Annotated in this window: 18 protein-coding genes; 4 read left to right on the top strand and 14 right to left on the bottom strand. The window is 63.7% G+C overall.

All coding sequences use genetic code 11. From position 1 onward, the window contains the following. Window positions 1-36: 36 nt before the first annotated feature. From QFZ91_RS20485 to QFZ91_RS20450, 8 genes are all read right to left on the bottom strand, one after another. Window positions 37-309 carry a hypothetical protein gene (locus QFZ91_RS20485; protein WP_429568238.1) on the bottom strand — a complete coding sequence of 91 codons (273 nt, stop codon included), beginning with the start codon at window positions 307-309 and terminating at the stop codon, window positions 37-39. A 13-nt stretch (window positions 310-322) separates the two neighbouring features. After that, window positions 323-724 (bottom strand): hypothetical protein, encoded by a 402-nt coding sequence (locus QFZ91_RS20480; protein WP_429568237.1) that lies wholly within the window; start codon window positions 722-724, stop codon window positions 323-325. A gap of 284 nt (window positions 725-1008) precedes the next feature. Then, window positions 1009-2193, bottom strand: a complete 1185-nt coding sequence (locus tag QFZ91_RS20475; protein ID WP_429568236.1) for an AAA family ATPase — start codon at window positions 2191-2193, stop codon at window positions 1009-1011. A gap of 11 nt (window positions 2194-2204) precedes the next feature. Further along, window positions 2205-2423, bottom strand: coding sequence for a hypothetical protein (locus QFZ91_RS20470; protein WP_429568235.1), 219 nt, complete (start codon window positions 2421-2423; stop codon window positions 2205-2207). Window positions 2424-2552: 129 nt separating this feature from the next. Then, window positions 2553-3155: a hypothetical protein gene (locus QFZ91_RS20465; protein ID WP_429568234.1), complete on the bottom strand. Its 603-nt coding sequence runs from the start codon at window positions 3153-3155 to the stop codon at window positions 2553-2555. A gap of 129 nt (window positions 3156-3284) precedes the next feature. Continuing rightward, window positions 3285-4601 (bottom strand): tyrosine-type recombinase/integrase, encoded by a 1317-nt coding sequence (locus QFZ91_RS20460; RefSeq protein ID WP_429568233.1) that lies wholly within the window; start codon window positions 4599-4601, stop codon window positions 3285-3287. Window positions 4602-4845: 244 nt separating this feature from the next. Next, window positions 4846-5088 carry a hypothetical protein gene (locus QFZ91_RS20455; protein ID WP_429568232.1) on the bottom strand — a complete coding sequence of 81 codons (243 nt, stop codon included), beginning with the start codon at window positions 5086-5088 and terminating at the stop codon, window positions 4846-4848. Window position 5089: 1 nt separating this feature from the next. Further along, window positions 5090-5512, bottom strand: a complete 423-nt coding sequence (locus tag QFZ91_RS20450; protein ID WP_429568231.1) for a tlde1 domain-containing protein — start codon at window positions 5510-5512, stop codon at window positions 5090-5092. A 327-nt stretch (window positions 5513-5839) separates the two neighbouring features. Between QFZ91_RS20450 and QFZ91_RS20445 the strand changes: the two genes are divergently transcribed. Further along, on the top strand, window positions 5840-7744 hold the full coding sequence (locus QFZ91_RS20445) for a propionate--CoA ligase (protein WP_429568230.1): 1905 nt from the start codon (window positions 5840-5842) through the stop codon (window positions 7742-7744). Between the two features lie 12 nt (window positions 7745-7756). On the opposite strand, the gene QFZ91_RS20440 is transcribed toward QFZ91_RS20445, so the two are convergent. Both QFZ91_RS20440 and QFZ91_RS20435 read right to left on the bottom strand, forming a co-directional pair. Further along, window positions 7757-8551 carry a 5'-methylthioadenosine/adenosylhomocysteine nucleosidase gene (locus QFZ91_RS20440; protein ID WP_368718358.1) on the bottom strand — a complete coding sequence of 265 codons (795 nt, stop codon included), beginning with the start codon at window positions 8549-8551 and terminating at the stop codon, window positions 7757-7759. Beyond that, window positions 8548-10905, bottom strand: coding sequence for a UvrD-helicase domain-containing protein (locus QFZ91_RS20435; RefSeq protein WP_176135527.1), 2358 nt, complete (start codon window positions 10903-10905; stop codon window positions 8548-8550). Before QFZ91_RS20435 ends, QFZ91_RS20440 begins: the two co-directional genes overlap by 4 nt. 748 nt (window positions 10906-11653) lie before the next feature. Between QFZ91_RS20435 and QFZ91_RS20430 the strand changes: the two genes are divergently transcribed. Both QFZ91_RS20430 and galU read left to right on the top strand, forming a co-directional pair. Next, window positions 11654-14533, top strand: a complete 2880-nt coding sequence (locus QFZ91_RS20430; RefSeq protein ID WP_429568229.1) for a valine--tRNA ligase — start codon at window positions 11654-11656, stop codon at window positions 14531-14533. A gap of 63 nt (window positions 14534-14596) precedes the next feature. After that, window positions 14597-15478: a UTP--glucose-1-phosphate uridylyltransferase GalU gene (gene galU / locus QFZ91_RS20425; protein WP_013089956.1), complete on the top strand. Its 882-nt coding sequence runs from the start codon at window positions 14597-14599 to the stop codon at window positions 15476-15478. Between the two features lie 98 nt (window positions 15479-15576). Here the strand turns inward: galU and QFZ91_RS20420 are convergent, their stop codons facing one another. The 4 genes from QFZ91_RS20420 to QFZ91_RS20405 form a co-directional block, all read right to left on the bottom strand. Beyond that, window positions 15577-15804 carry a sulfurtransferase TusA family protein gene (locus QFZ91_RS20420; RefSeq protein WP_026225937.1) on the bottom strand — a complete coding sequence of 76 codons (228 nt, stop codon included), beginning with the start codon at window positions 15802-15804 and terminating at the stop codon, window positions 15577-15579. Between the two features lie 102 nt (window positions 15805-15906). Further along, window positions 15907-16953, bottom strand: coding sequence for a Gfo/Idh/MocA family oxidoreductase (locus QFZ91_RS20415; protein WP_429568228.1), 1047 nt, complete (start codon window positions 16951-16953; stop codon window positions 15907-15909). Continuing rightward, window positions 16953-17969, bottom strand: a complete 1017-nt coding sequence (iolG, locus tag QFZ91_RS20410) for an inositol 2-dehydrogenase (RefSeq protein WP_429568227.1) — start codon at window positions 17967-17969, stop codon at window positions 16953-16955. Before iolG ends, QFZ91_RS20415 begins: the two co-directional genes overlap by 1 nt. Continuing rightward, window positions 17962-18846, bottom strand: a complete 885-nt coding sequence (locus QFZ91_RS20405; protein WP_176124000.1) for a MurR/RpiR family transcriptional regulator — start codon at window positions 18844-18846, stop codon at window positions 17962-17964. Before QFZ91_RS20405 ends, iolG begins: the two co-directional genes overlap by 8 nt. A 276-nt stretch (window positions 18847-19122) precedes the next feature. On the opposite strand from QFZ91_RS20405, the gene QFZ91_RS20400 reads away from it, so the two are divergent. Continuing rightward, a complete protein-coding gene (locus QFZ91_RS20400; RefSeq protein WP_176123999.1) occupies window positions 19123-20169 on the top strand; it encodes a sugar ABC transporter substrate-binding protein in 1047 nt (348 codons plus the stop codon). Window positions 20170-20340: the final 171 nt, after the last annotated feature.

Raw genomic sequence — 20340 nt, 5'->3', positions numbered from 1 at the left:
GCGAATGGGACGGATGCAACGGATGCAACGGACGGATCAGTCGGCGGCTTCGGTTTCGCCGTCCACCAGCAGCGCGGCCACATCGCGTGTCCTGTACCAGCGGCGCCCGTGCAGGATGCGCGCGGGCCTGAATCCGTCCGGGCCGGTGCCTTCCCAATACCAGCGCGACAGGGTGGACGGCGCTACACGCAGCGCGCCGGCCGTCGCCTTTTCGCTCATTTCGTCAAACAGCGCATCGTGGTCGTGGCTTTCGAGCGATTCGCGCAGCATCGCGGCAACCTCGCCGATCATCCCGTCGCGGCTGCGCATGGCTGATCTCGATTCAGCGATTCGCGCGCCCGATGTCGGCGGCGATATCGGCGACTATCTCAGCGAGCGTCATCGGGCGCGCGAACTCGTACTGGTCGCCACCGATATGGCGCAGACTGCCGTTCGTGACGCGCCGCTCAAGTTCATCCGTCAGCGCCACTGGATCGTCGGCCAGCCACTTATCGCACAGGGTGCCGAACTGCAAGCGCAGCGCCCGAAGAATATCCGCCTCGCTGAAATCCGGCGCTTCATAGCCGTCACACACCGCGCCGAGTGTGGCCTGTCGAAGGATGACATCAACCGCCTTTCCGAGCGTCGTCGGGGGCGGGAGAAGGCCGTTTAGCCAGTCAACCGCAGTCGTTGCAGTCATATCGCATTCCTTCGCGGTCATCCTGATCTCGTTTTGCATGTCCATGTTCGTAGTCCTCAAGTTATGAAACAAACACCACCACAGGCCTGCAACAGCATGTGCAACAGCAACACCCCTCTCATAGAGGGGTTGTTGCACTTGTTGCATGCAACACTGCTGTACGGATGAGCTGTTGCACCTGTTGCACGCCGCCGCAATCTCTTGTCCGGCAAAGCTTCATCTACAACAGGTCAGAGAGCGCAAGCCTGTTGCGCCTGTTGCGAATGCAACAACTTGCCCTGTTGCAAAAGGCGGTTATCCACAGGCAGTTTGTTGCAATCTTCCGACGATTAAAGACACCAGAGCCAGCCATCCGCACAGCCGTAAATCCGCGCCGCCACCATAGTCTGCACGGCCCGCCGCGCCACGTAGGGACGGCTGCGCGGCGCGCACGTCACCATGTGCCGCACGACTTCCTCAACTGCCGCATCGAGCAATACGCACGGTCGTGTCGGCGGCGCATCGGCCTTGCCGAACTCGCGCGACGCGCGCAGCAGTGCGCCGATGGCGCGGTACGCCAGCACCTGTCCGGGCCCGCGTGGACGCGGACGGCGCGGACGCAGCGCATCCTCGTCCAGCGGCTCGACTGCACAGCTGGTGAGCGGCTCACCGTCCTCATCCTCGCCAACCTGCACGATCTTCAGACGGAACGCATGCTCGACACCATCGATATCGTCCTTCGCCTTCACCATCCGCCACTGCCGCGTACCGTCCTCGTTGCGCACCACTTCAATGGCCGCATCGAGCGACGCGATCAGGCTCGAATGACCGCGAATACCTTTCGATGAATCCTTGCCGGAGTGACAGATAAGCAGCACGCTGCCGCCGAGTTGCCGCCTGATCTCGGCGCAGTTCTGGATGAGCACGGACATCTCGGCGCCGCTGTTTTCATCGAGCGCCGGTGTCGCGCGGTTCAGCGTGTCGATCATGACGAGCCCGTCGAGCATGCCATCCGCATGGGCGCGCTCGATCAGTGCCTGCATATCGGCAGGGCTGCGCAGATCGAACGGCTGGCCGCGCAGCACGCGGAAGTTCAGCGGATAGTTTTCCCCGCTATATGTGTGCCACGCCTGCACGCGCTTCTGAAGGCCGCCTTCGCCTTCCAGGGCGAGCAGCAGGATGGGCGCAGGATCGACGCCGTGACCAAACCAGTAATGCGCCTTGCAGGCGATTGCGAGACCCAGATCGAGACCAAGAAAGGTCTTGCCGGAACCCGATGCGCCAAACAAGGCGATGACGCTCTCATCCGGCACGACGCCGCGGACGAACCAGCGCTGTGTGACGGCGCGTTGCGCAATCTGGTCGAGCCTTTCGGTAACGTAATAGGTCTCGCCGGGTTCGCCGTCCGTTGCGGGACGCTGCTGACCGTTGCCGCCGGGTGCGGCTTGCCAGGTGTGGCGGGGCGCAGTAGAGTTCCGCCGTGCATGTTCATCTGGCCCGCCGTTCGCACCGGCGGGCTTTTTTTCGGGCCTCATGGTGCGCCCCGTCAGGCCGGTTCGGCTTCGGTCGCGGGCTTCGCTTCGGCTGCGCGCACTGTGTGCCGCTGTTCCCACTCGCGGACGGCCTGCCGCGTAATGATGATGTGCCGTCCGACACGCACTTCGTCAGGACCGAGGCCAAGTCGGCGCATGTTGAAGTAGCTGGTCTTCGACCAGCGCGCCAGCTCGCAGAATTCCCGGATGGTCAGATTGCGCTCCTGTTCCATTCCTGATCTCCCTGGTATCAGGCGGCCCGGATTGGACCGCGATCAGTGGAAATCTAGGCGGGGATGAAGCGTCTGAAAACGAACAGGAAGGGCCACGCAAACTTTGCGTGCCTCGTTCTGTGCGTGGGGTTATCCCTGATTACGGTAAGCGCCAGCGAGTTGCCGCATCACTTCGACGTTCTGCCGGTTGTCGTCGTAAGCCTTTTCAACGGCACGCACACCAAGATGGAAGCGCGGGGCGACTTCGTGAATGGCTTTCTTGCGCACGGCGATGTCTTCGCCCGCATCCTTGCGCAACTGCAACCGCTCGACAGCTTCGCAGACGGCGTGGCAGATTTCGAAATCCTTTTGTCGCTTGCGCCGTTGCTTTTGGCCCGGTGGCCTGGGATGCAGGCACGGGAACGATACCCGCCAGTTCTTCAGGTCGTCGCCGTCGCGCGGCGGTGTGACGAAGCGCTGAGCCACCTCGACGGCCGCGCGCTGCGAGAGCGTCAGCATCTCGCCCGAACGGATCGCCGTCTGCGCATCCTGAATGAAGATCCACTCGGAAAGCATGCAGATGTCGTCGTCGAGCATGTCGAGAAAGTCCGTTGTTTCCTTCGGGCTGAACGGCAAGGTCCAGTTGCCGGTCGCCAGTTCGCCTTCCATCATCTGGCGGAAGTGGTCGCGCATCGCGAGCTTCTCGGCCAGTTCCGCGCTGTAGCGCTGATACGGCGAATCGTCGGCGTTCATCGTTGTTCCCGTTGGACCATAAGAAACTCAGATTAACACCGGTGGACTGTGATGCTCTCATCAGCCGGTGCAGACGCGGCGCAAAAAAAGCCCCCATGCGGGGGCTTGGTGGTACAGCGATGGGATCGATCAGGCGGCATGAGCGCTGTCGTCGACGATCTCAGTTGTCCGCGGTCGATCGAGCACGGCGAGCGCTTCCGCGAGCCTGCCGTCGCGCGCCTTCAGATATCTTTGGGTCATGCGGCCATCCACATGGCCGAGAATCTTCTGCACGTGATAGGCCGGCACGCCCTCGTTGATCATGCGCGTGGCCGTGTGATGCCGCGTGTCCATGAAACGGAACCTCTCGATCTTCGCGGCCTGCTTCACCGCATCCCAGTCGCGCACCTCGCGCAGCGGCTCGCCAATCTCGTTGGTGAACACGCGGGCCCACTTCACCTGACGGCGCCACGCCATCAGCGTCTCGTAGGCTTCACGGTTCATCGGGATCACGCGGCGCCGCTTCACTTTGGACGTGTCCGGCTCGACGGTGATCGTCCTCGCCTTCAGATCGACCGATTTCCATTCGAGCCGTAGCAGTTCCGAGCGGCGCAGGCCGGTATTCATCGCGACGATGATTGCCGGACGCACGTGATCGACAAACGCGTGATGTGCAGCCGGCAGATCCGTGATCCTGCGGCCGTCAGCGAGTTCCGCCGCTTCGCGGATATGCGCCTCCCGCGCCAAGAGTGCCGCACGCAGCCGCGCCTCCTCGTCGGCCGTGAGTTCGCGGCCGTGCGCCGCTTCTTCTTCGGGATCGGTCTTGCAGCGCAGCTTGGCGCAGGGATTGCGTTCGATGACTTCGTGGCCGACGGCGTGCGAGAACAGCCCACCGATGGCGCCGAGCGTGCGGTTGATACCCGTGGGTTTGCAGCCCGCCGCGACGCGCTGCTCGATCCACTTCGTCATCATTGGCCGCGTCACTTCGTCGAGCCGCTTCGGCAGCAGGTCGGGGAAGTCGCGGCGGATGTTCTTCAGGTTCTGTTCGGGCGTCTCGGATTTCGTGGTGCCGAGCCAGAACGTCCGGTAGTCGCCGTCGAGATACTGGCCCACGGTCGGCATCGCCACCAGCTTCACGTCGGCCGTGCGCCGCTCGTGCTTGGCGACGCGCGTGGGCATCGTGTCGGCCTTGTGGTCGGTGCGGCCGATGAACGCCTTTGCCGCCGCGCGGGCCTGCTCGACCGTCATCGCCGGCCAGCGGCCGAGCGCCTTTTTCTGCTGGCCGTCGGGTGCCGACCACCGGTACACGAACGACACCGAGCCGTTCGCCCGCATCCGCAGTCCGAAGCCGGTCAGCTGGTCGTCATAGACATCGCGCAGTTTCGGCGCGCCGCCGTTCGCTATCGTGGCCGCGCGCTCTCCTTCGAGCCGGCGGATCAGTTCGCGGTTGATTCGTTGCTTCGCCATTTTCCTGTCCTCAAGTGACCGGTTCACGGCGCCGGGACTAAAAAAGGACAATCCGCGCCGTGAACCGCAATGAACCCGGAAAAACCGGGATGAACTTAAGGCGTTGATTTTGCTAGGATTTTCTGACGAAGATGAACTCTAGTACACCGCGTGAAACTGTCAAGCTGCCCCGCACAGGGGCAACGCCAATAGACCGACAAGCCAGCAAGCAAAGGCCAACACCGCAAAGAACACCACCCGCGCCTTAGACCCGCATCCGTCTCCACGTAAAAAAGCCCACGGCAACTGCGACAACCGCAACACCGTCGACGACGCCCAGCACTGGCAAAGGATCAGTCCACTTGTCCATGTTCGTCGTACGCGAATAGTAGGGCTCGCCGTTTCCATACGCTTCGTTAAGGTTGACCACGTTGAACGCGACGACAGCAACGGCAATGGCAAGTAAAACTACGCCAGCGAAAACACGGACAAATCTGGTTTTCCGCATGTCAGTACCTGACCGTTAGTGGAATGTAGCAATCCGGCGACGGCGTCGCCGCCTCCTTCAGGTCGCGCACGAAAGTTTCCATCCCAGCATGCAGGTTGATACAACCCGCGCTCCCCGCATGCGTGCCACCGTGAATAAAGAACCCTCCGCGTCCAAATGTCTGAGTTCCCGGATAGACATGAATCGTGATCCGATGATCGCCCCATGCGGCACGCGGAGCAAGGTTGTACCAATGGTTCTCCCACATCTGCGAAGGATCCATCCAGTATTGACCGGGCGGAATCGGACCGGCACCCTCTTCGCGCTGACGCATCGACGAATAATCGAATTTTCCCCTGCTATCTGTTCTGCCGGACACTGCCGCATAGTTACGGGAAACCTGACCACTCATGGTCAAAAAACGACCATCAAAGCGTAGAAACACCTGAGACCTCGCGCAGGCCGGAACACGCGGACTACCACGCTCGGAAGCGTATCGATTGGGCAAGCAAACCTCCATGTTTGGGTAAAAGCGATGTGCCACGTTGGCCGTCTCCACCCTACCTGGCATCGAGAAACCTGGATATGGGCGACGGATGAATCTGAGGAACAACGATTTTTTCCTGTTGCCCTTCGCCCTTGCGGCGAACCAGCTTGCTCACCCTCCCGCCCGTAGCTATGCTTGTGCGGATAACCCGCGCCGCGCCGGGCGCGCAAATTGCACGGCCGTTTCATACCCCCGTCCACTCCCGCCGCACGAGGATCGCCGCCGATGACCCGCTACCGCGATTTCCACCGCCGCTCGATCGAACACCCCGAAGCCTTCTGGCGCGAAGAAGCCCAGCGTATTCACTGGCACACGCCATTCGGCACCGTGCTCGACCGCTCGAAGCCGCCATTCGCGCGCTGGTTCGTCGGCGGCCGCACGAACCTCTGTCATAACGCGGTCGACCGCCATCTGGCCGAGCGCGCACAGCAAAACGCGCTGCTCTACGTATCGACCGAAACCGGCATCGAGCGCCAGTACACTTACGCCGAGCTGTACGCCGAAATCAACCGGATGGCCGCGGTCATGCGTTCGCTCGGCGCGAAGCGCGGCGACGTCGTGCTGATCTATCTGCCGATGATCCCCGAGGCGCTGTTCGCGATGCTCGCCTGCGCGCGGCTCGGCGCGATCCACTCGGTCGTGTTCGGCGGCTTCGCTGCGCCGAACCTCGCCGCGCGTATCGACGACGCGAAGCCGGTGCTGATCGTGACCGCCGACGCCGGCGCGCGCGGCGGCAAAGTGGTCGACTACACGCCGCTCGTCGACGAAGCGCTGTCGCGCGCGAAGCACAAGACGCCGCACGTGCTGCTGATCGACCGGCAGCTCGCGCCCGAGCGCCTGAATGCGCCCTACCTCGTCGCCTACGAGCCGCTGCGCGAACAGTTCTTCGACGCCCACGTCCCGTGCGAATGGCTCGAATCGAATGAGCCGTCGTACGTGCTGTACACGTCGGGCACGACCGGAAAGCCGAAGGGCGTGCAGCGCGATGTCGGCGGCTATGCGGTCGCGCTCGCCGCATCGATGGAATACATCTTCGAGGGCAAGGCCGGCGACACGATGTTCACCGCGTCCGACGTCGGCTGGGTGGTCGGCCACAGCTACATCGTGTACGCGCCGCTGATCGCGGGGCTCACCACGGTGATGTACGAAGGCACGCCGATTCGCCCGGACGGCGGTATCTGGTGGCGCCTCGTCGAACAGCACAAGATCAACCTGATGTTCACCGCGCCGACCGCGATACGCGTGCTGAAGAAGCAGGACCCGGCGCTGATGAAGGCCGCCGATCTGTCGAGCCTGCGCACGCTGTTTCTCGCCGGCGAACCGCTCGACGAACCGACCGCCGAATGGATCTCGACCGCGCTGAACAAGCCGGTGATCGACAACTACTGGCAGACCGAAACCGGTTGGCCGATGCTCGCGATTCCGCGTGGCATCGAGGTACTGCCGACCAAGCTCGGCTCGCCGGGCGTGCCGTCGGTCGGCTATAGCCTGACCGTGCGCGACGAGTTGACCGGCGAGCCCTGTGCGCCCGGCGAGAAAGGCGTGCTGACGCTCGACTATCCGCTGCCGCCGGGCTGCATGTCGACGGTGTGGGGCGACGACAAGCGCTTCGTCGGCACCTACTGGTCGAGCGTGCCGAACCAGCAGGTCTATTCGACGTTCGACTGGGGGGTGCAGGACGAAGAGGGCTACGTGACGATCCTCGGCCGCACCGACGACGTGATCAACGTCGCGGGCCATCGGCTCGGCACGCGCGAGATCGAGGAGGCGCTGTCGAGCCACGCGGCCGTCGCGGAAGTCGCGGTGGTCGGCGTGACCGATCCGGTCAAGGGTCAGGCGGCGATGGCTTTCGTCGTGCTGCGCGGCGCGCAAAGTGAAGGCGACCCGAGCGAGCGCGCGCGGCTTGCGGCCGAGCTGACGATGACGGTCGACCGCCATCTCGGTTCGATTGCGCGGCCCGCACGCGTAGTGATGGTATCGATGCTGCCGAAGACGCGCTCCGGCAAGCTATTGCGCCGCGCTATCGCGGCGCTCGCCGAGGGACGCGAGCCCGGCGACCTGCCGACGATCGAAGATCCGGCCGCGCTACAGCAGGTGCGCGACGCGCTCGGCGACGGCACGAAGAAATAAACCAGCGGGCGCTCAGCCCGCGGCGTGGCGCGTGCCCAGAAAGCGCGCGAGGATCGCGTTCGAATACGTGCCCGCGATGCCGGTCAGAAACGACATGAACGATCCGGGCGCGTGGTCGTCGGCGGTATCGGAGATCGTGCGCACGACCGCGCACAGCACGCCGTACTCGTAGCAGACTTGCGCGATCGCCGCGCCCTCCATCTCGACCGCGAGCGCGTCGGGCAGCGCGTTGCGCAGCGCCGCGACGGCCGCCGCGCTCGCGACGAACTGATCGCCGCTGACGATCAAGCCGCGATGCACGCGCGGCTCGCGCGTGCCGAACCGGGCCGCGCATGCCGCGCCCTCTTCGGCGACGAACTGCTCGCATGCGAGCGTGAGACGATCGGCGAGCGCCGCATCGGCGGCGAAGCGCGACATGCCGAGCAGCGGCACCTCGAAGCGCGGAAACAGCGGCGACGCGTCGACATCGTGCTGCATCAGCGTGCTCGCGACGACGATATCGCCGACATGCACATCGACGCCAACGCCACCCGCGACACCGGTGAACACCACGGCTTCGACATCGAACGCGTGAATCAGCGCGCTGACCGTCGCGGCCGCGGCAACCTTGCCGACGCGCGCTAGCGTGACGACACACGGCGTGCCGTGCACGGTGCCGACGTGGTAGTCACGCTGGCCGTACTTGACCGTGCGCACGCCGGACTCGGCGCGCATCGCTTCGATCAGGTCGCCGAGTTCCTGCGGCAACGCGGCCAGAATGCCGAGCGGTCGCCGTGCACCGTGGCTGACGTTGAAGGGCATGCTCATTCGACCGCCTGCAATTTAGCTACCGCCAGCGCCAGCCACTTTTCGCCGTGCCGCTTGAAGCGGACCTGCGCTTTCGCGTCGGTGCCGTTGCCTTCGAGCGCGGTGATCGTGCCTTCGCCGAACTTCGTGTGGAACACCTGCTGGCCGACGCGAAAGCCCGTTTCGGCCGCGCGCTGCTCGTTCGCGAAGGCGGGCGCCGGTGCCGAGGTCACCGCCGCCGCCGAACCGCCGCCGTAGCCCGGCCGCGCAAACCAGTCGCGCCCGTAGCCGGCGTTGTCCGAGCGGCCGCCCCAGCGCGAACCCGCCTCGACCTTCGGCGTGAGCCACTTCAGCGTTTCCTGCGGCAATTCGTCGAAGAAACGCGAGCGGATGTTGTAGCGGGTCTGACCGTGCAGCATCCGGCTCTGCGCGAACGACAGATACAGCCGCTCCTTCGCGCGCGTGATCGCGACATACATGAGACGCCGCTCTTCTTCGAGGCCGTCCGCCTCCATCGCGCTGTTCTCGTGCGGGAACAGCCCTTCTTCGAGACCAGTGATGAACACCGCGGTAAATTCGAGCCCCTTTGCCGCGTGCACCGTCATCAGCTGCACCGCTTCCTGGCCGGCCTGCGCCTGGTTGTCGCCCGCTTCGAGCGACGCGTGCGACAGGAAGCCCGCGAGCGGCGTCATCGTGTCGGGGTTTTGTGCGGGATCGGCGATGCCCGGGGCGTCGAGGACCACCGTGTTCGGATCGTCGGTCGCGACCGCGAGTTCGGGCGCGGCGCTGGCGCCTGGGCGCAGCGGGATCGAGCGCGCGGGCGTATCGAGCCCGTAGCCTTCCTCGCTGACGAACGCGGCGGCCGCGTTGACGAGTTCCTGCAAGTTCTCGAGCCGCTCCTGGCCTTCGCGCTCGTTCTGATAGAAGTCGGCGAGACCGCTCGCGCGGACCACGTACTCGACGGTCTCCGGCAGGCTCATCTGCTGCGTGTCGGCGCGCATCTTGCCGATCAGGTTCGCGAACGCGGCGAGGCTCGAGCCCGCCTTTCCCGCGACGTACGGAATCGCCGCAGCCATCGAGCAGTTGTACAGACGCGCCGCGTCGGCGAGCTGTTCGATCGAACGCGCGCCGATGCCGCGGGTCGGGAAATTGACGACGCGGCCGAACGCGGTGTCGTCGTTCGGGTTGTCGATCAGGCGCAGATAGGCAAGCGCGTGCTTGACTTCCTGACGCTCGAAAAAGCGCAGGCCGCCGTACACGCGGTACGCGATGCCCGCGTTGACGAGCGTGTGCTCGATCGTGCGCGACTGCGCATTGCTGCGGTAGAGCACCGCGATTTCGCTGCGCGACAGGCCGGTGTTGATCAGCGCGCGGATCTCTTCGACGATCCAGCCGGCCTCCTGCGAATCGGTCGCCGATTCGTAGACCCGCACCGGTTCGCCGTGGCCTGCGTCGGTGCGCAGATTCTTGCCGAGGCGGCGCGAGTTGTTCGCGATCAGTTGGTTCGCCGCATCGAGAATGTGGCCGTGCGAGCGATAGTTCTGCTCGAGCTTGATCAGATTGCGCACGTTGAACTCGTGCTCGAAGTCGCGCATGTTGCCGACGTTCGCGCCGCGGAACGCGTAGATCGACTGGTCGTCGTCACCGACCGCGAAGATCGCGTTGTGCTGACCCGCGAGCAGCTTGAGCCACGCGTATTGCAGCTTGTTGGTGTCCTGAAACTCGTCCACCAGGATGTGCCTGAAGCGCGCCTGGTAATGCGCGCGCAGCGGCGGATTGTGCGCGAGCAGCTCGTAGCAGCGCAGCAGCAGTTCGGGAAAGTCGACCACGCCTTCGCGCTGGCATTGCTGATCGTAGGCTTCGTAGAGCTCGACGAACTTGCGGTTGAAGTTGTCGGTGGCGTCGACGTCTTTGGGGCGCAGGCCCTGCTCCTTCGCGTTGTTGATGAAGTACTGGAGATTTTTCGCCGGGTACTTTTCGTCGTCGATGTTGAGGCCCTTCATCAGACGCTTGATCGCCGACAGCTGGTCCGCGGTGTCGAGAATCTGGAACGTGGCGGGCAGCCCGGCGTCGCGGTGATGCGCGCGCAGCATCCGGTTGCACAGGCCGTGGAACGTGCCGATCCACATGCCGCGCGTGTCGATCGGCAAGAGCGCCGAGAGGCGCGCCATCATTTCGCGGGCGGCTTTGTTGGTGAAGGTCACCGCGAGGACGGTCGCGGGGGACGCGAGGCCTTGCTGGATCAGCCACGCGATGCGGGTGATCAGGACGCGGGTTTTGCCGCTGCCGGCGCCCGCCAGGATCAGGGCGGGCTCATTCGGGAGCGTTACGGCGGCGTGTTGTTCGGGGTTTAGATTGGAGAGGAGGTCAGGCATTTTTTTCGCGGAGCGCAGTTCGGGGGACATTATATGCCCCGGCGGGGGCGGCGCTTTTTTGTCGTTGTTCTGGCTTTGTTGGCCTTTCCTTGCTGGCTTGTCGGTCTATTAGCGTTGCCCCTGTGCGGGGCGGCACCTACTTTCTTTGCTGCTGCAAAGAAAGTAGGCAAAGAAGACAGCTCAAACCGCCAGCTCATAAGCGGGTCCCTTGGCTTGGCAGGGGTAGTGGTGCATCTGGAATCCGTGCCCCCGCGCATTCGACGGCAGTGACAAAGCCGTCATTCATCCCACTCCGCACTGCGTGCGTCGCGGACGGGTCTGCCGGGGAAACCGGCGGGCTTGCCCGCGCAGCGGGGGGCCCTCGGCTGCGCCTCGGCGAGGCGCCGAAACAACGAGTGGTTTTGGAGCGGGGATTCGGCGCGCGCAGCGCCGCCGGAAGAATGACTGCCGTGTCACGAACGCGGAATGTGCGGGAGCACGGATTCCAGATGCACCACTACCTCGCGCGGACCGAGGGACCCGCTTAAGAGTTAGCGGTTTGAGCTGTCTTCTTTGCCTACTTTCTTTGCAGCAGCAAAGAAAGTAGGTGCCGCCCCGCACAGGGGCAACGCTAATAGACCGACAAGCCAGCAAGGAAAGGCCAAAAAAGCCAGAACAACGACAAACCAACCCGCCGGCAGGCAAAAAGTGCTCGCCAGCTATAATCAACCATTCTCCGCCTCCAAAATCCAGCCTTTAAACCAGAAACATGAGCGACACCCCGAGCGACCCGACCTCGACGCTTGCAAAAAGCTTCGAACCCCACACCATCGAAGCCCACTGGGGCCCTGAATGGGAAAAGCGCGCCTACGCCGCGCCCTCCTTCGACGCGAACCGCAAGGATTTCTCGATCCAGCTGCCGCCGCCGAACGTCACGGGCACGCTGCACATGGGCCACGCGTTCAACCAGACCATCATGGACGGTCTCACCCGCTATCACCGCATGCTCGGCGAAAACACGCTGTGGGTGCCGGGTACCGACCACGCGGGCATCGCCACGCAGATCGTCGTCGAACGTCAGCTCGACGCACAAGGCGTGTCGCGCCACGACCTCGGCCGTGAAAAATTCGTCGAACGCGTGTGGGAGTGGAAGCAGCAGTCCGGCTCGACCATCACCAATCAGGTGCGTCGTCTCGGTGCGTCGATCGACTGGTCGCGCGAATACTTCACGATGGACGACAAGATGTCGGCCGCCGTGCGCGACGTGTTCGTGCGTCTGTATGAACAGGGCCTGATCTATCGCGGCAAGCGGCTCGTGAACTGGGACCCCGTGCTGCTCACCGCCGTGTCCGACCTCGAAGTGGTCAGCGAAGAAGAAAACGGCCACCTGTGGCACATCCACTATCCATTGACCGACGGCTCGGGCCATCTGACCGTCGCCACCACCCGTCCGGAAACCATGCTCGGCGACACCGCCGTGATGGTGCACCCGGAAGACGAGCGCTACGCCCACCTGATCGGCAAGACCGTCACGCTGCCGCTGTCGAACCGCGAAGTGCCGATCATCGCCGACGATTACGTCGACCGCGAGTTCGGCACCGGCGTCGTCAAGGTCACGCCCGCGCACGATTTCAACGACTACCAGGTCGGCCTGCGTCACAAGCTGCCGCAAATCGAAATCCTCACGCTCGACGCGAGGATCAACGACAACGCGCCCGAAAGATACCGTGGCCTCGACCGTTTCGAAGCCCGCAAGCTGGTGGTCACGGATCTCGAAGCGCTCGGCGCGCTCGAATCGGTCAAGCCGCACAAGCTGATGGTGCCGCGCGGCGACCGCACCGGCGTCGTGATCGAGCCGATGCTGACCGACCAGTGGTTCGTCGCGATGAGCAAGCCGGCACCCGAAGGTACGTTCAATCCGGGCAAGTCGATCGCCGAGACCGCGCTCGACGTCGTGCGCAACGGCCAGATCAAATTCGTGCCGGAGAACTGGACCGCCACGTACTACCAGTGGCTCGAAAACATCCAGGACTGGTGCATCTCGCGTCAGCTGTGGTGGGGGCATCAGATTCCGGCGTGGTACGGCGAGAACGGCGAAGTGTTCGTCGCGAAGACCGAAGAAGATGCGCGCGCGAAGGCCACCGCTGCCGGTTACTCGGGCGCGTTGAAGCGCGACGAAGACGTCCTCGACACGTGGTTCTCGTCGGCTCTGGTGCCGTTCTCGTCGCTCGGCTGGCCGAACGAAACGGAAGAACTGAAGCACTTCATGCCGTCGTCGGTGCTCGTCACCGGCTTCGACATCATCTTCTTCTGGGTCGCGCGCATGGTCATGATGACCACGCACTTCACGGGCAAAGTGCCGTTCGACACGGTCTACGTGCACGGCCTCGTGCGCGACGCCGAAGGCCAGAAGATGTCGAAGAGCAAGGGCAACACGCTCGACCCGATCGACATCGTCGATGGCATCGACCTCGACGCGCTCGTCGCTAAACGCACCACCGGCCTGATGAATCCGAAGCAGGCCGCGTCGATCGAGAAGAAGACCCGCAAGGAGTTTCCGGACGGCATTCCGGCGTTCGGCACCGACGCGCTGCGCTTCACGATGGCGTCGATGGCCACGCTCGGCCGCAACGTCAATTTCGACCTTGCGCGCTGCGAAGGCTATCGCAACTTCTGCAACAAGCTGTGGAACGCCACCCGCTTCGTGCTGATGAACTGCGAAGGCCATGACTGCGGTTTCGGCCAACCGGCGCAATGTGGTGAATGCGGGCCAGAAGGCCAGTTGCATTTCTCGCAGGCCGACCGCTGGATCGTGTCGCAGCTTCAGCGCGTCGAAGCGGAAGTCACCAAGGGCTTTTCGGACTATCGTTTTGATAATGTGGCCAACGCCATATACAAGTTCGTCTGGGACGAATATTGTGACTGGTACGTCGAGCTCGCCAAGGTGCAGATCCAGACGGGGCAGCCGAACCAGCAGCGTGCCACGCGTCGCACGCTTTTGCGTGTGCTCGAAACGGTGCTGCGCCTCGCGCATCCGGTGATCCCGTTCATCACCGAAGCGCTGTGGCAGAAAGTGGCGCCGCTCGCGGGACGCTACCCGGAAGGCAAGGCCGAGGGCGAGGCGTCCATCATGGTGCAGCAGTACCCCATCGCGGAGCCTTCGAAGCTCGATGAAGACGCCGAGAAGTGGGCGAGCGACCTCAAAGCGGTGATCGATGCATGCCGGAATCTGCGCGGCGAAATGAATTTGTCGCCGGCGGTGAAGGTGCCGTTGCTCGCCACCGGCAACGCGGAGTGTCTTCGTACTTTCGCGCCTTATGCTCAGGCGCTTGCGCGTCTGTCCGAAGTGCAGATCATCGCCGACGAGGCCGCGCTCGATGCTCAGGCGGATGGCGCGCCAATTGCTATCGTAGGAACGGACAAGCTCGTTTTGAAGGTCGAAATCGATGCGGCGGTCGAACGCGAACGCCTGTCGAAGGAGATCACGCGGTTGAGCGCCGAAATCGTGAAATGCAACGGTAAGCTGCAAAATCAGGCGTTCGTCGCGAAGGCGCCGGCGGCGGTCGTGGAACAGGAGCAGAAGCGGCTGGCCGATTTCGAAGCCACCGTCGGCAAACTGAAAGCCCAACTGGCTCGCTTGCCGGCCTGATCGACGCGCCCGCCGTCCTCAACGGCGGGCAAGGATTTAAACCAGAGGACTCAGGGTATTCACATGCTAAAAGTTACGAAGGCGGTTTTTCCGGTAGCAGGACTTGGCACCCGCTTCCTCCCCGCCACGAAGGCTAGCCCGAAGGAGATGTTGCCGATCGTCGACAAGCCGCTGATTCAGTACGCGGTCGAAGAAGCCATGGCGGCCGGCATCACCGAAATGATCTTCGTCACGGGCCGCAGCAAGCGCGCGATCGAAGACCATTTCGACAAGTCCTATGAGATCGAGGCCGAACTCGAAGCACGCGGCAAGGACAAGCTGCTCGAACTCGTGCGCAGCATCAAGCCGAGCCACGTCGACTGCTTCTACGTGCGCCAGGCCGAAGCGCTGGGCCTCGGCCACGCGGTGCTGTGCGCGGAGAAGCTGGTCGGCGACAACCCGTTTGCCGTGATTCTCGCGGACGACCTGTTGTACGGCACGCCGCCCGTGATGACGCAGATGATCGAGGTGTTCGATCACTATCACAGCTCGGTGATCGGCGTCGAAGAGATCCCGCCGCAAGACACGAAGTCGTACGGCATCGTCGATGGCAAGGAATGGGAAGATTCGATCATCAAGATGTCGGGCATCGTCGAAAAGCCGGAGCCGAGCGTGGCGCCGTCGAACCTCGGCGTGGTCGGCCGCTATGTGCTGAAGCCGCGCATCTTCGATCACCTGCGCTCGATCAAACCGGGCGCCGGCGGTGAATTGCAACTGACGGACGCGATCCAGTCGCTGCTCGCCGATGAACAGGTGCTCGCGTACAAGTATCACGGCACGCGTTTCGACTGCGGCAGCAAGCTCGGCTACCTGAAGGCGACCGTCGAGTTCGCGCTGCGTCACCCGGAAGTGGCCTCCGATTTCGAAGAGTACCTGCGTACCCGCTCGCCGGTGCTCGAAGGCTGACGCCAAGGTCAGGCTGAAACGAAGAAGGCGCTGTACCCCGAATAATGGGGACAGCGCCTTCTTTTTTACATCGGACGGACAGTTTTACCGGATGCCGCTCAACGGCGCCGCATCAGAAACGTAAATACCTTGTCGTGCGCCGAGCTTTCGACGATCTCGTTGCCCGTCTGCTTCGCGAATGCGGCGAAATCGCGCTGCGAGCCCGGATCGGTGGCGAGCACCTTGAGAATCTGGCCGCTTTCCATGTCGGCGAGCGCTTTTTTGGCGCGCAGGATGGGCAGCGGGCACATGAGCCCGCGCGCATCGACTTCCTTGTGAATCTGAATTTGCATCGACGATGACCTTCGGGACGAGGCGTCGCTGACGACGCCGGACAGAGGGTCAAATTCTACAGCAGGCGGCGCGGCGGCGCCGGGCAGCACACACCGCTACAGCGTCACCGCCCCGCCGCTTTGCAGCGACTCGCGCAGCGCGACGCCGATACGCGTCGCTTCGAGCGCATCGGCGAGCGTCGCGCCACTCCGTGCCGCATCACCGTTCCCCGGCCCTTTCTGCACCGATGCGACGAACGCGCGTGCCTCGTGCAGAAACGCGTCCTCGAAGCGGTCGAAAAAGTTCGGCGTGCATTCGTTGCGGATGCCGGTCGCGTCATAGATCTCGACGCGGTTCGCGCGCGGATTGCGGCCGATCGTCAATGCGCCCGCGGTGCCGAGCACTTCGCTATGCGTATCGTTGCCGTGCGCCTGCGTGCGCGACGCGTAGAACATCGCGAGCTTGCCGCCCTCGAATTCGCAGATCGCAACGCCGTTGTCGACGTCGCCGAATTCGCGCAGACCCTCGTGCAACGCAATCGTGCCCGCCGCGAACACGCGCGTCGCGCGCGGCTTGCCGAGCAGCCAGCGGGCGACGTCGATGTCGTGCACCGTGCAGTCGAGAAAGATGCCGCCCGAGGTGGCCGCGAAGCGCACGAAAAAACCGTCGTTGTCGTTTTTATCGGTGGTCTGCGAACGCACGAGGAACGGCCGGCCGATCTGGCCGGCGGCGATTTTATCGAACGCGTCGCGGTAGCTCGGATCGAAGCGGCGCATGAAGCCGAGCGTCGCTTGCAGATGCGGATAGCGCGCCGCTTCGGCCAGCACGCGCTCGCATTCGGCGACATCAAGCGACAGCGGCTTTTCGCAGAACACGTGCTTGCCGGCGCGCAATGCGTCGACGATCTGCTGCGCGTGCAGCGACGACGGTGTGACGAGCCATACCGCGTCGAGCTGCGGATCGGCGAGCAGTTCCGCGTAATCGGCGTAAAGACGCGGCTCGGGCAGCGCATCGCGCGCCCACGCGAGTTCCTCTTCGAGCGGACTGCACGCGGCCGCGAGCGTCGCACCCGGCACACGATACGCGAGATTCTCCGCATGCCGCTTGCCAAGCCGCCCAAGGCCCACCATGCCGATCCGCAAGCGCTCCGTGGCGGGCTTCATCACGCGGCCTCGCCGAGTCTGACCGCGCGGCCCTCGCGCCATGAACGCGTCGCGGCTTCCGCGAGTTCGAGCGCTTTCAGGCCATCGGCGACGGTCGTGCGCACCGGCTTGCCGTGCGTGACCGCGTCGAAGAAATGCGCGATCTCGAGCGCGTACGCCGCGCGATAGCGTTCGAGAAAGAACGCCTCGGGCACGTCGGTCGATACCTTCGTTTCCGAGTACGCGGTGACTTCGGTCGGCCGGATGTTGCCCGCTTGCAGCATGCCGGTGCTGCCGAGCACTTCGAAGCGCTGGTCGTAGCCGTATGCGGCGCGCCGCGTGGTGTTGATCTGGCACAGGTGGCCGCGCTTCGTGCGGATCGTCACCGCGGTCGAATCGATGTCGCCTGCGTCGGCGATCGCGGGGTCGGTGAGGCAACTGCCGGTCGCGTGCAGCGTGTCGGCTTCGTCGTCGAGAATCCAGCGGCAGATGTCGAAGTCGTGAATCAGCATGTCCTTGAAGATGCCGCCGGAGCGCCGGATGTAGTCGACCGGCGGCGCGCCAGGATCGCGGCTCGTGACGACGAGCATCTCGGGTGTGCCGATCTCGCCCGCGTCGAGGCGCGCTTTCAATGCGGCAAACGTCGGATCGAAGCGCCGCTGAAAGCCGATCATGCACACCACACCCGCGCGCTCCACGGCTTGCGCGCACATCCGCGCGCGCTCCAGCGTGAGATCGACCGGCTTCTCGCAGAACACGTGCTTGTTCTGCGCGGCCGATTTGACGATCAGGTCCGCATGCGTGTCGGTGCTTGAACAGATCACGGTCGCGCCAATCGAAGCGTCGCCGATCGCGCCGTCGATGTCCGCGACCTGCGCGCCATGCTGCGCGGCGAGCGCGGCGGCCGCTTCGCGATTCACGTCGACCACGTATTTGAGCCGCACGCCGGGCTGCCGCGCGAGATTCGCCGCATGGATCTTGCCGATGCGTCCCGCGCCGAATACCGCGACGTCGATCGTGCTTACCGCGTCAGTCATCGTAGCCTCCAGGGTCGTTGGATTCTTCAACGTTCAGTTCGAGCTTGTACGCGAGCGCGATGAAGAGCGCCTGGCACAGGCAGATCGTGCTGGTCAGCGAGCGAAACGCGAACGCGCTGCCCTCTTTCACGTAGAGTTGCGTGCTCGCGTAGCGCGCGAGCGGCGATAGCTGGCTATCCGTAATGACGAGCGTCTTCGCCTGATGATGATGCGCGACGCGCAGACAGTACTGCGTCTCCTTGCCGTACGGCGCAAAGCTGATCGCAATCACCACGTCGCCCTTCCTGACGCTGCGAATCTGCTCGCGATACATGCCGCCGAAGCCGGACACCAGATGCACGCGCTTGTGCGTGTGCTGCAACGCATAGACGATATAACTCGCGACCGGAAACGAGCGCCGCACGCCGATCACGTAGATGTTGTCGGCCTGCTGCAGCATCTTCACGGCGGCGTCGAACTGCTTGTCGTCGAGGCCCGCTTCGAGTTCTTCGAGGCCGCCGCGCGACGCGGCGATGAACTCGCGCGCGACCGCGCCGCCCGACAGCGTGCCGGGCTTCTCGTCGATCAGCTTGCGGATGCGCTGCTGATAGCTCGACGACGATACGCCCTGCCCCGTATACGCCTGACGAAACACCGCCTGCAGATCGGAAAACCCGGAAAAGCCGAACCGCTGCGCAAAGCGCACGACCGCCGACGGATGCACGCCGCAACTCGCGGCGATATCGCTGGTGCGATCCATCATCACGCTCGAGCGATGCTGCTCGATATACGTCGCCACGCTCTTCAACTGCCGCGGCAGCGACTCGTAGGTATCCGCGATGCGCTGCATCAATTCGTCGACGCTCGGCAACGCTTCTTCGGTGATCTGTTCCGCCATGACTGCCTCTCGGGGTTTCCTGCAATGCGACAGACGCGCCCGCGGCCCGCCGCAACGCGCATCCGACGTTGCCGAGTATAGGCGGCCGCCCGATCAAATGGAACGTATTTTCCATTTTTATTTGTCATGAAATTTTCTTTGCAAGGCTTCGGAAGATGACCTACTCTTGGTCGTGAGCGATGGCGCTTCGGCCTCGTTGTGTGGGTCATCGGAATGGCAAGCCACTCGCCAGGCGCTCCCTCAATAACGAACGACAGACCGAGAAAGGTGGAGACAATGAGACTTTGCAGAGGCAAGGCAACGCTCAGGATTCTGGTGACGGCGTTGACGTTGGCGACGGGATTTGGTGCGGCCTCGGCCGCCCGCGCGGCGGACGCTCACTTCGTGCTGGTCAGCCACGCGCCGGATTCGGACTCGTGGTGGAACACGATCAAGAACGCGATCAAGCAGGCCGACGAAGACTTCAACGTTCAGACCGACTACCGCAACCCGCCGAACGGCGACATCGCCGACATGGCGCGTCTCGTCGAGCAGGCGGCCGCACGCAATTACGACGGCGTGATCGTATCGATCGCCGACTTCGACGTGCTGAAAAGTTCGATCGGGAAGGTCACCGAGAAACACATTCCGCTCGTCACCATCAATTCGGGCACCGAGGAGCAAAGCGCGAAGCTCGGCGCGATCATGCACGTAGGCCAGCCCGAATTCGCGGCCGGCAAAGCCGCCGGCGAAAAGGCCAAGGCCGCCGGTATCAAGTCGTTCCTGTGCGTGAACCACTACGCGACGAACCCGGCTTCGTTCGAACGCTGCCGCGGTTTCGCCGAAGCGATCGGCGCCAACTTCAAGACCTCGACGCTCGACGTGGGCCAGGACCCGACCGGCGTGCAGTCGAAGGTCAGCGCGTTCCTGCGCAATCATCCGGATACCCAGGCGGTGCTGACGCTCGGTCCGCTGTCGGCCGACCCGACCTTGAAGGCGCTGCAGCAGATGGGCGTCGCCGGCAAGATCTGGTTCGCGACCTTCGACTTCGATAGCGACATCGCGAAGGGCATCCAGGACGGCACGATCCAGTTCGCGATCGACCAGCAACCGTACTTGCAGGGCTATATCCCGGTCGCCGTGCTGGCGATCGCGAAGAAGAACAACACCACCGATCCCGTGAAGATCCGCGAGGTCCTGCAGGCGAATCCGAAGTTCAAGGAGCGTCTCGCGACCTATGGGCTCGCACCGTCGTATGGGCCGCGCAATATCGGCTCGGGTCCGGGCTTCATTACCAAAGAAAATGTCGACAAGGTGCTGAAGTACGCGGGTCAGTACCGCTGAACGCGCGGCATCGCATCGCGCGATCAAGCCGCCGCGCCAGCGGCAAGGTTGAAAAGGCAGTGACCGGTGGGACGCATTGCGTCTTGCCGGCACTCGCCCGCTCAGCGGATATGCCGCTCAGCGGATATGCCGCCTAGCGGATATGCCGCCCAACGGATTCGCAAACGCCCA

It is taken from the genome of Paraburkholderia sp. JPY419, assembly GCF_050435705.1.
In the GTDB taxonomy this organism is placed as follows: domain Bacteria; phylum Pseudomonadota; class Gammaproteobacteria; order Burkholderiales; family Burkholderiaceae; genus Paraburkholderia; species Paraburkholderia youngii.
Note: the sequence above shows the minus strand (reverse complement) of the source record. Positions and strands in the feature narration are given on the sequence as shown.

Bases quoted from the DNA above. Each gene is read 5' to 3' on its own strand.
- QFZ91_RS20485 (WP_429568238.1), bottom strand. From the start codon at position 309: ATGCGCAGCCGCGACGGGATGATCGGCGAGGTTGCCGCGATGCTGCGC.
- QFZ91_RS20480 (WP_429568237.1), bottom strand. From the start codon at position 724: ATGGACATGCAAAACGAGATCAGGATGACCGCGAAGGAATGCGATATG.
- QFZ91_RS20475 (WP_429568236.1), bottom strand. From the start codon at position 2,193: ATGAGGCCCGAAAAAAAGCCCGCCGGTGCGAACGGCGGGCCAGATGAA.
- QFZ91_RS20470 (WP_429568235.1), bottom strand. From the start codon at position 2,423: ATGGAACAGGAGCGCAATCTGACCATCCGGGAATTCTGCGAGCTGGCG.
- QFZ91_RS20465 (WP_429568234.1), bottom strand. From the start codon at position 3,155: ATGAACGCCGACGATTCGCCGTATCAGCGCTACAGCGCGGAACTGGCC.
- QFZ91_RS20460 (WP_429568233.1), bottom strand. From the start codon at position 4,601: ATGGCGAAGCAACGAATCAACCGCGAACTGATCCGCCGGCTCGAAGGA.
- QFZ91_RS20455 (WP_429568232.1), bottom strand. From the start codon at position 5,088: ATGCGGAAAACCAGATTTGTCCGTGTTTTCGCTGGCGTAGTTTTACTT.
- QFZ91_RS20445 (WP_429568230.1), top strand. From the start codon at position 5,840: ATGACCCGCTACCGCGATTTCCACCGCCGCTCGATCGAACACCCCGAA.
- QFZ91_RS20440 (WP_368718358.1), bottom strand. From the start codon at position 8,551: ATGAGCATGCCCTTCAACGTCAGCCACGGTGCACGGCGACCGCTCGGC.
- QFZ91_RS20435 (WP_176135527.1), bottom strand. From the start codon at position 10,905: ATGCCTGACCTCCTCTCCAATCTAAACCCCGAACAACACGCCGCCGTA.
- QFZ91_RS20430 (WP_429568229.1), top strand. From the start codon at position 11,654: ATGAGCGACACCCCGAGCGACCCGACCTCGACGCTTGCAAAAAGCTTC.
- galU (WP_013089956.1), top strand. From the start codon at position 14,597: ATGCTAAAAGTTACGAAGGCGGTTTTTCCGGTAGCAGGACTTGGCACC.
- QFZ91_RS20415 (WP_429568228.1), bottom strand. From the start codon at position 16,953: ATGAAGCCCGCCACGGAGCGCTTGCGGATCGGCATGGTGGGCCTTGGG.
- iolG (WP_429568227.1), bottom strand. From the start codon at position 17,969: ATGACTGACGCGGTAAGCACGATCGACGTCGCGGTATTCGGCGCGGGA.
- QFZ91_RS20405 (WP_176124000.1), bottom strand. From the start codon at position 18,846: ATGGCGGAACAGATCACCGAAGAAGCGTTGCCGAGCGTCGACGAATTG.
- QFZ91_RS20400 (WP_176123999.1), top strand. From the start codon at position 19,123: ATGAGACTTTGCAGAGGCAAGGCAACGCTCAGGATTCTGGTGACGGCG.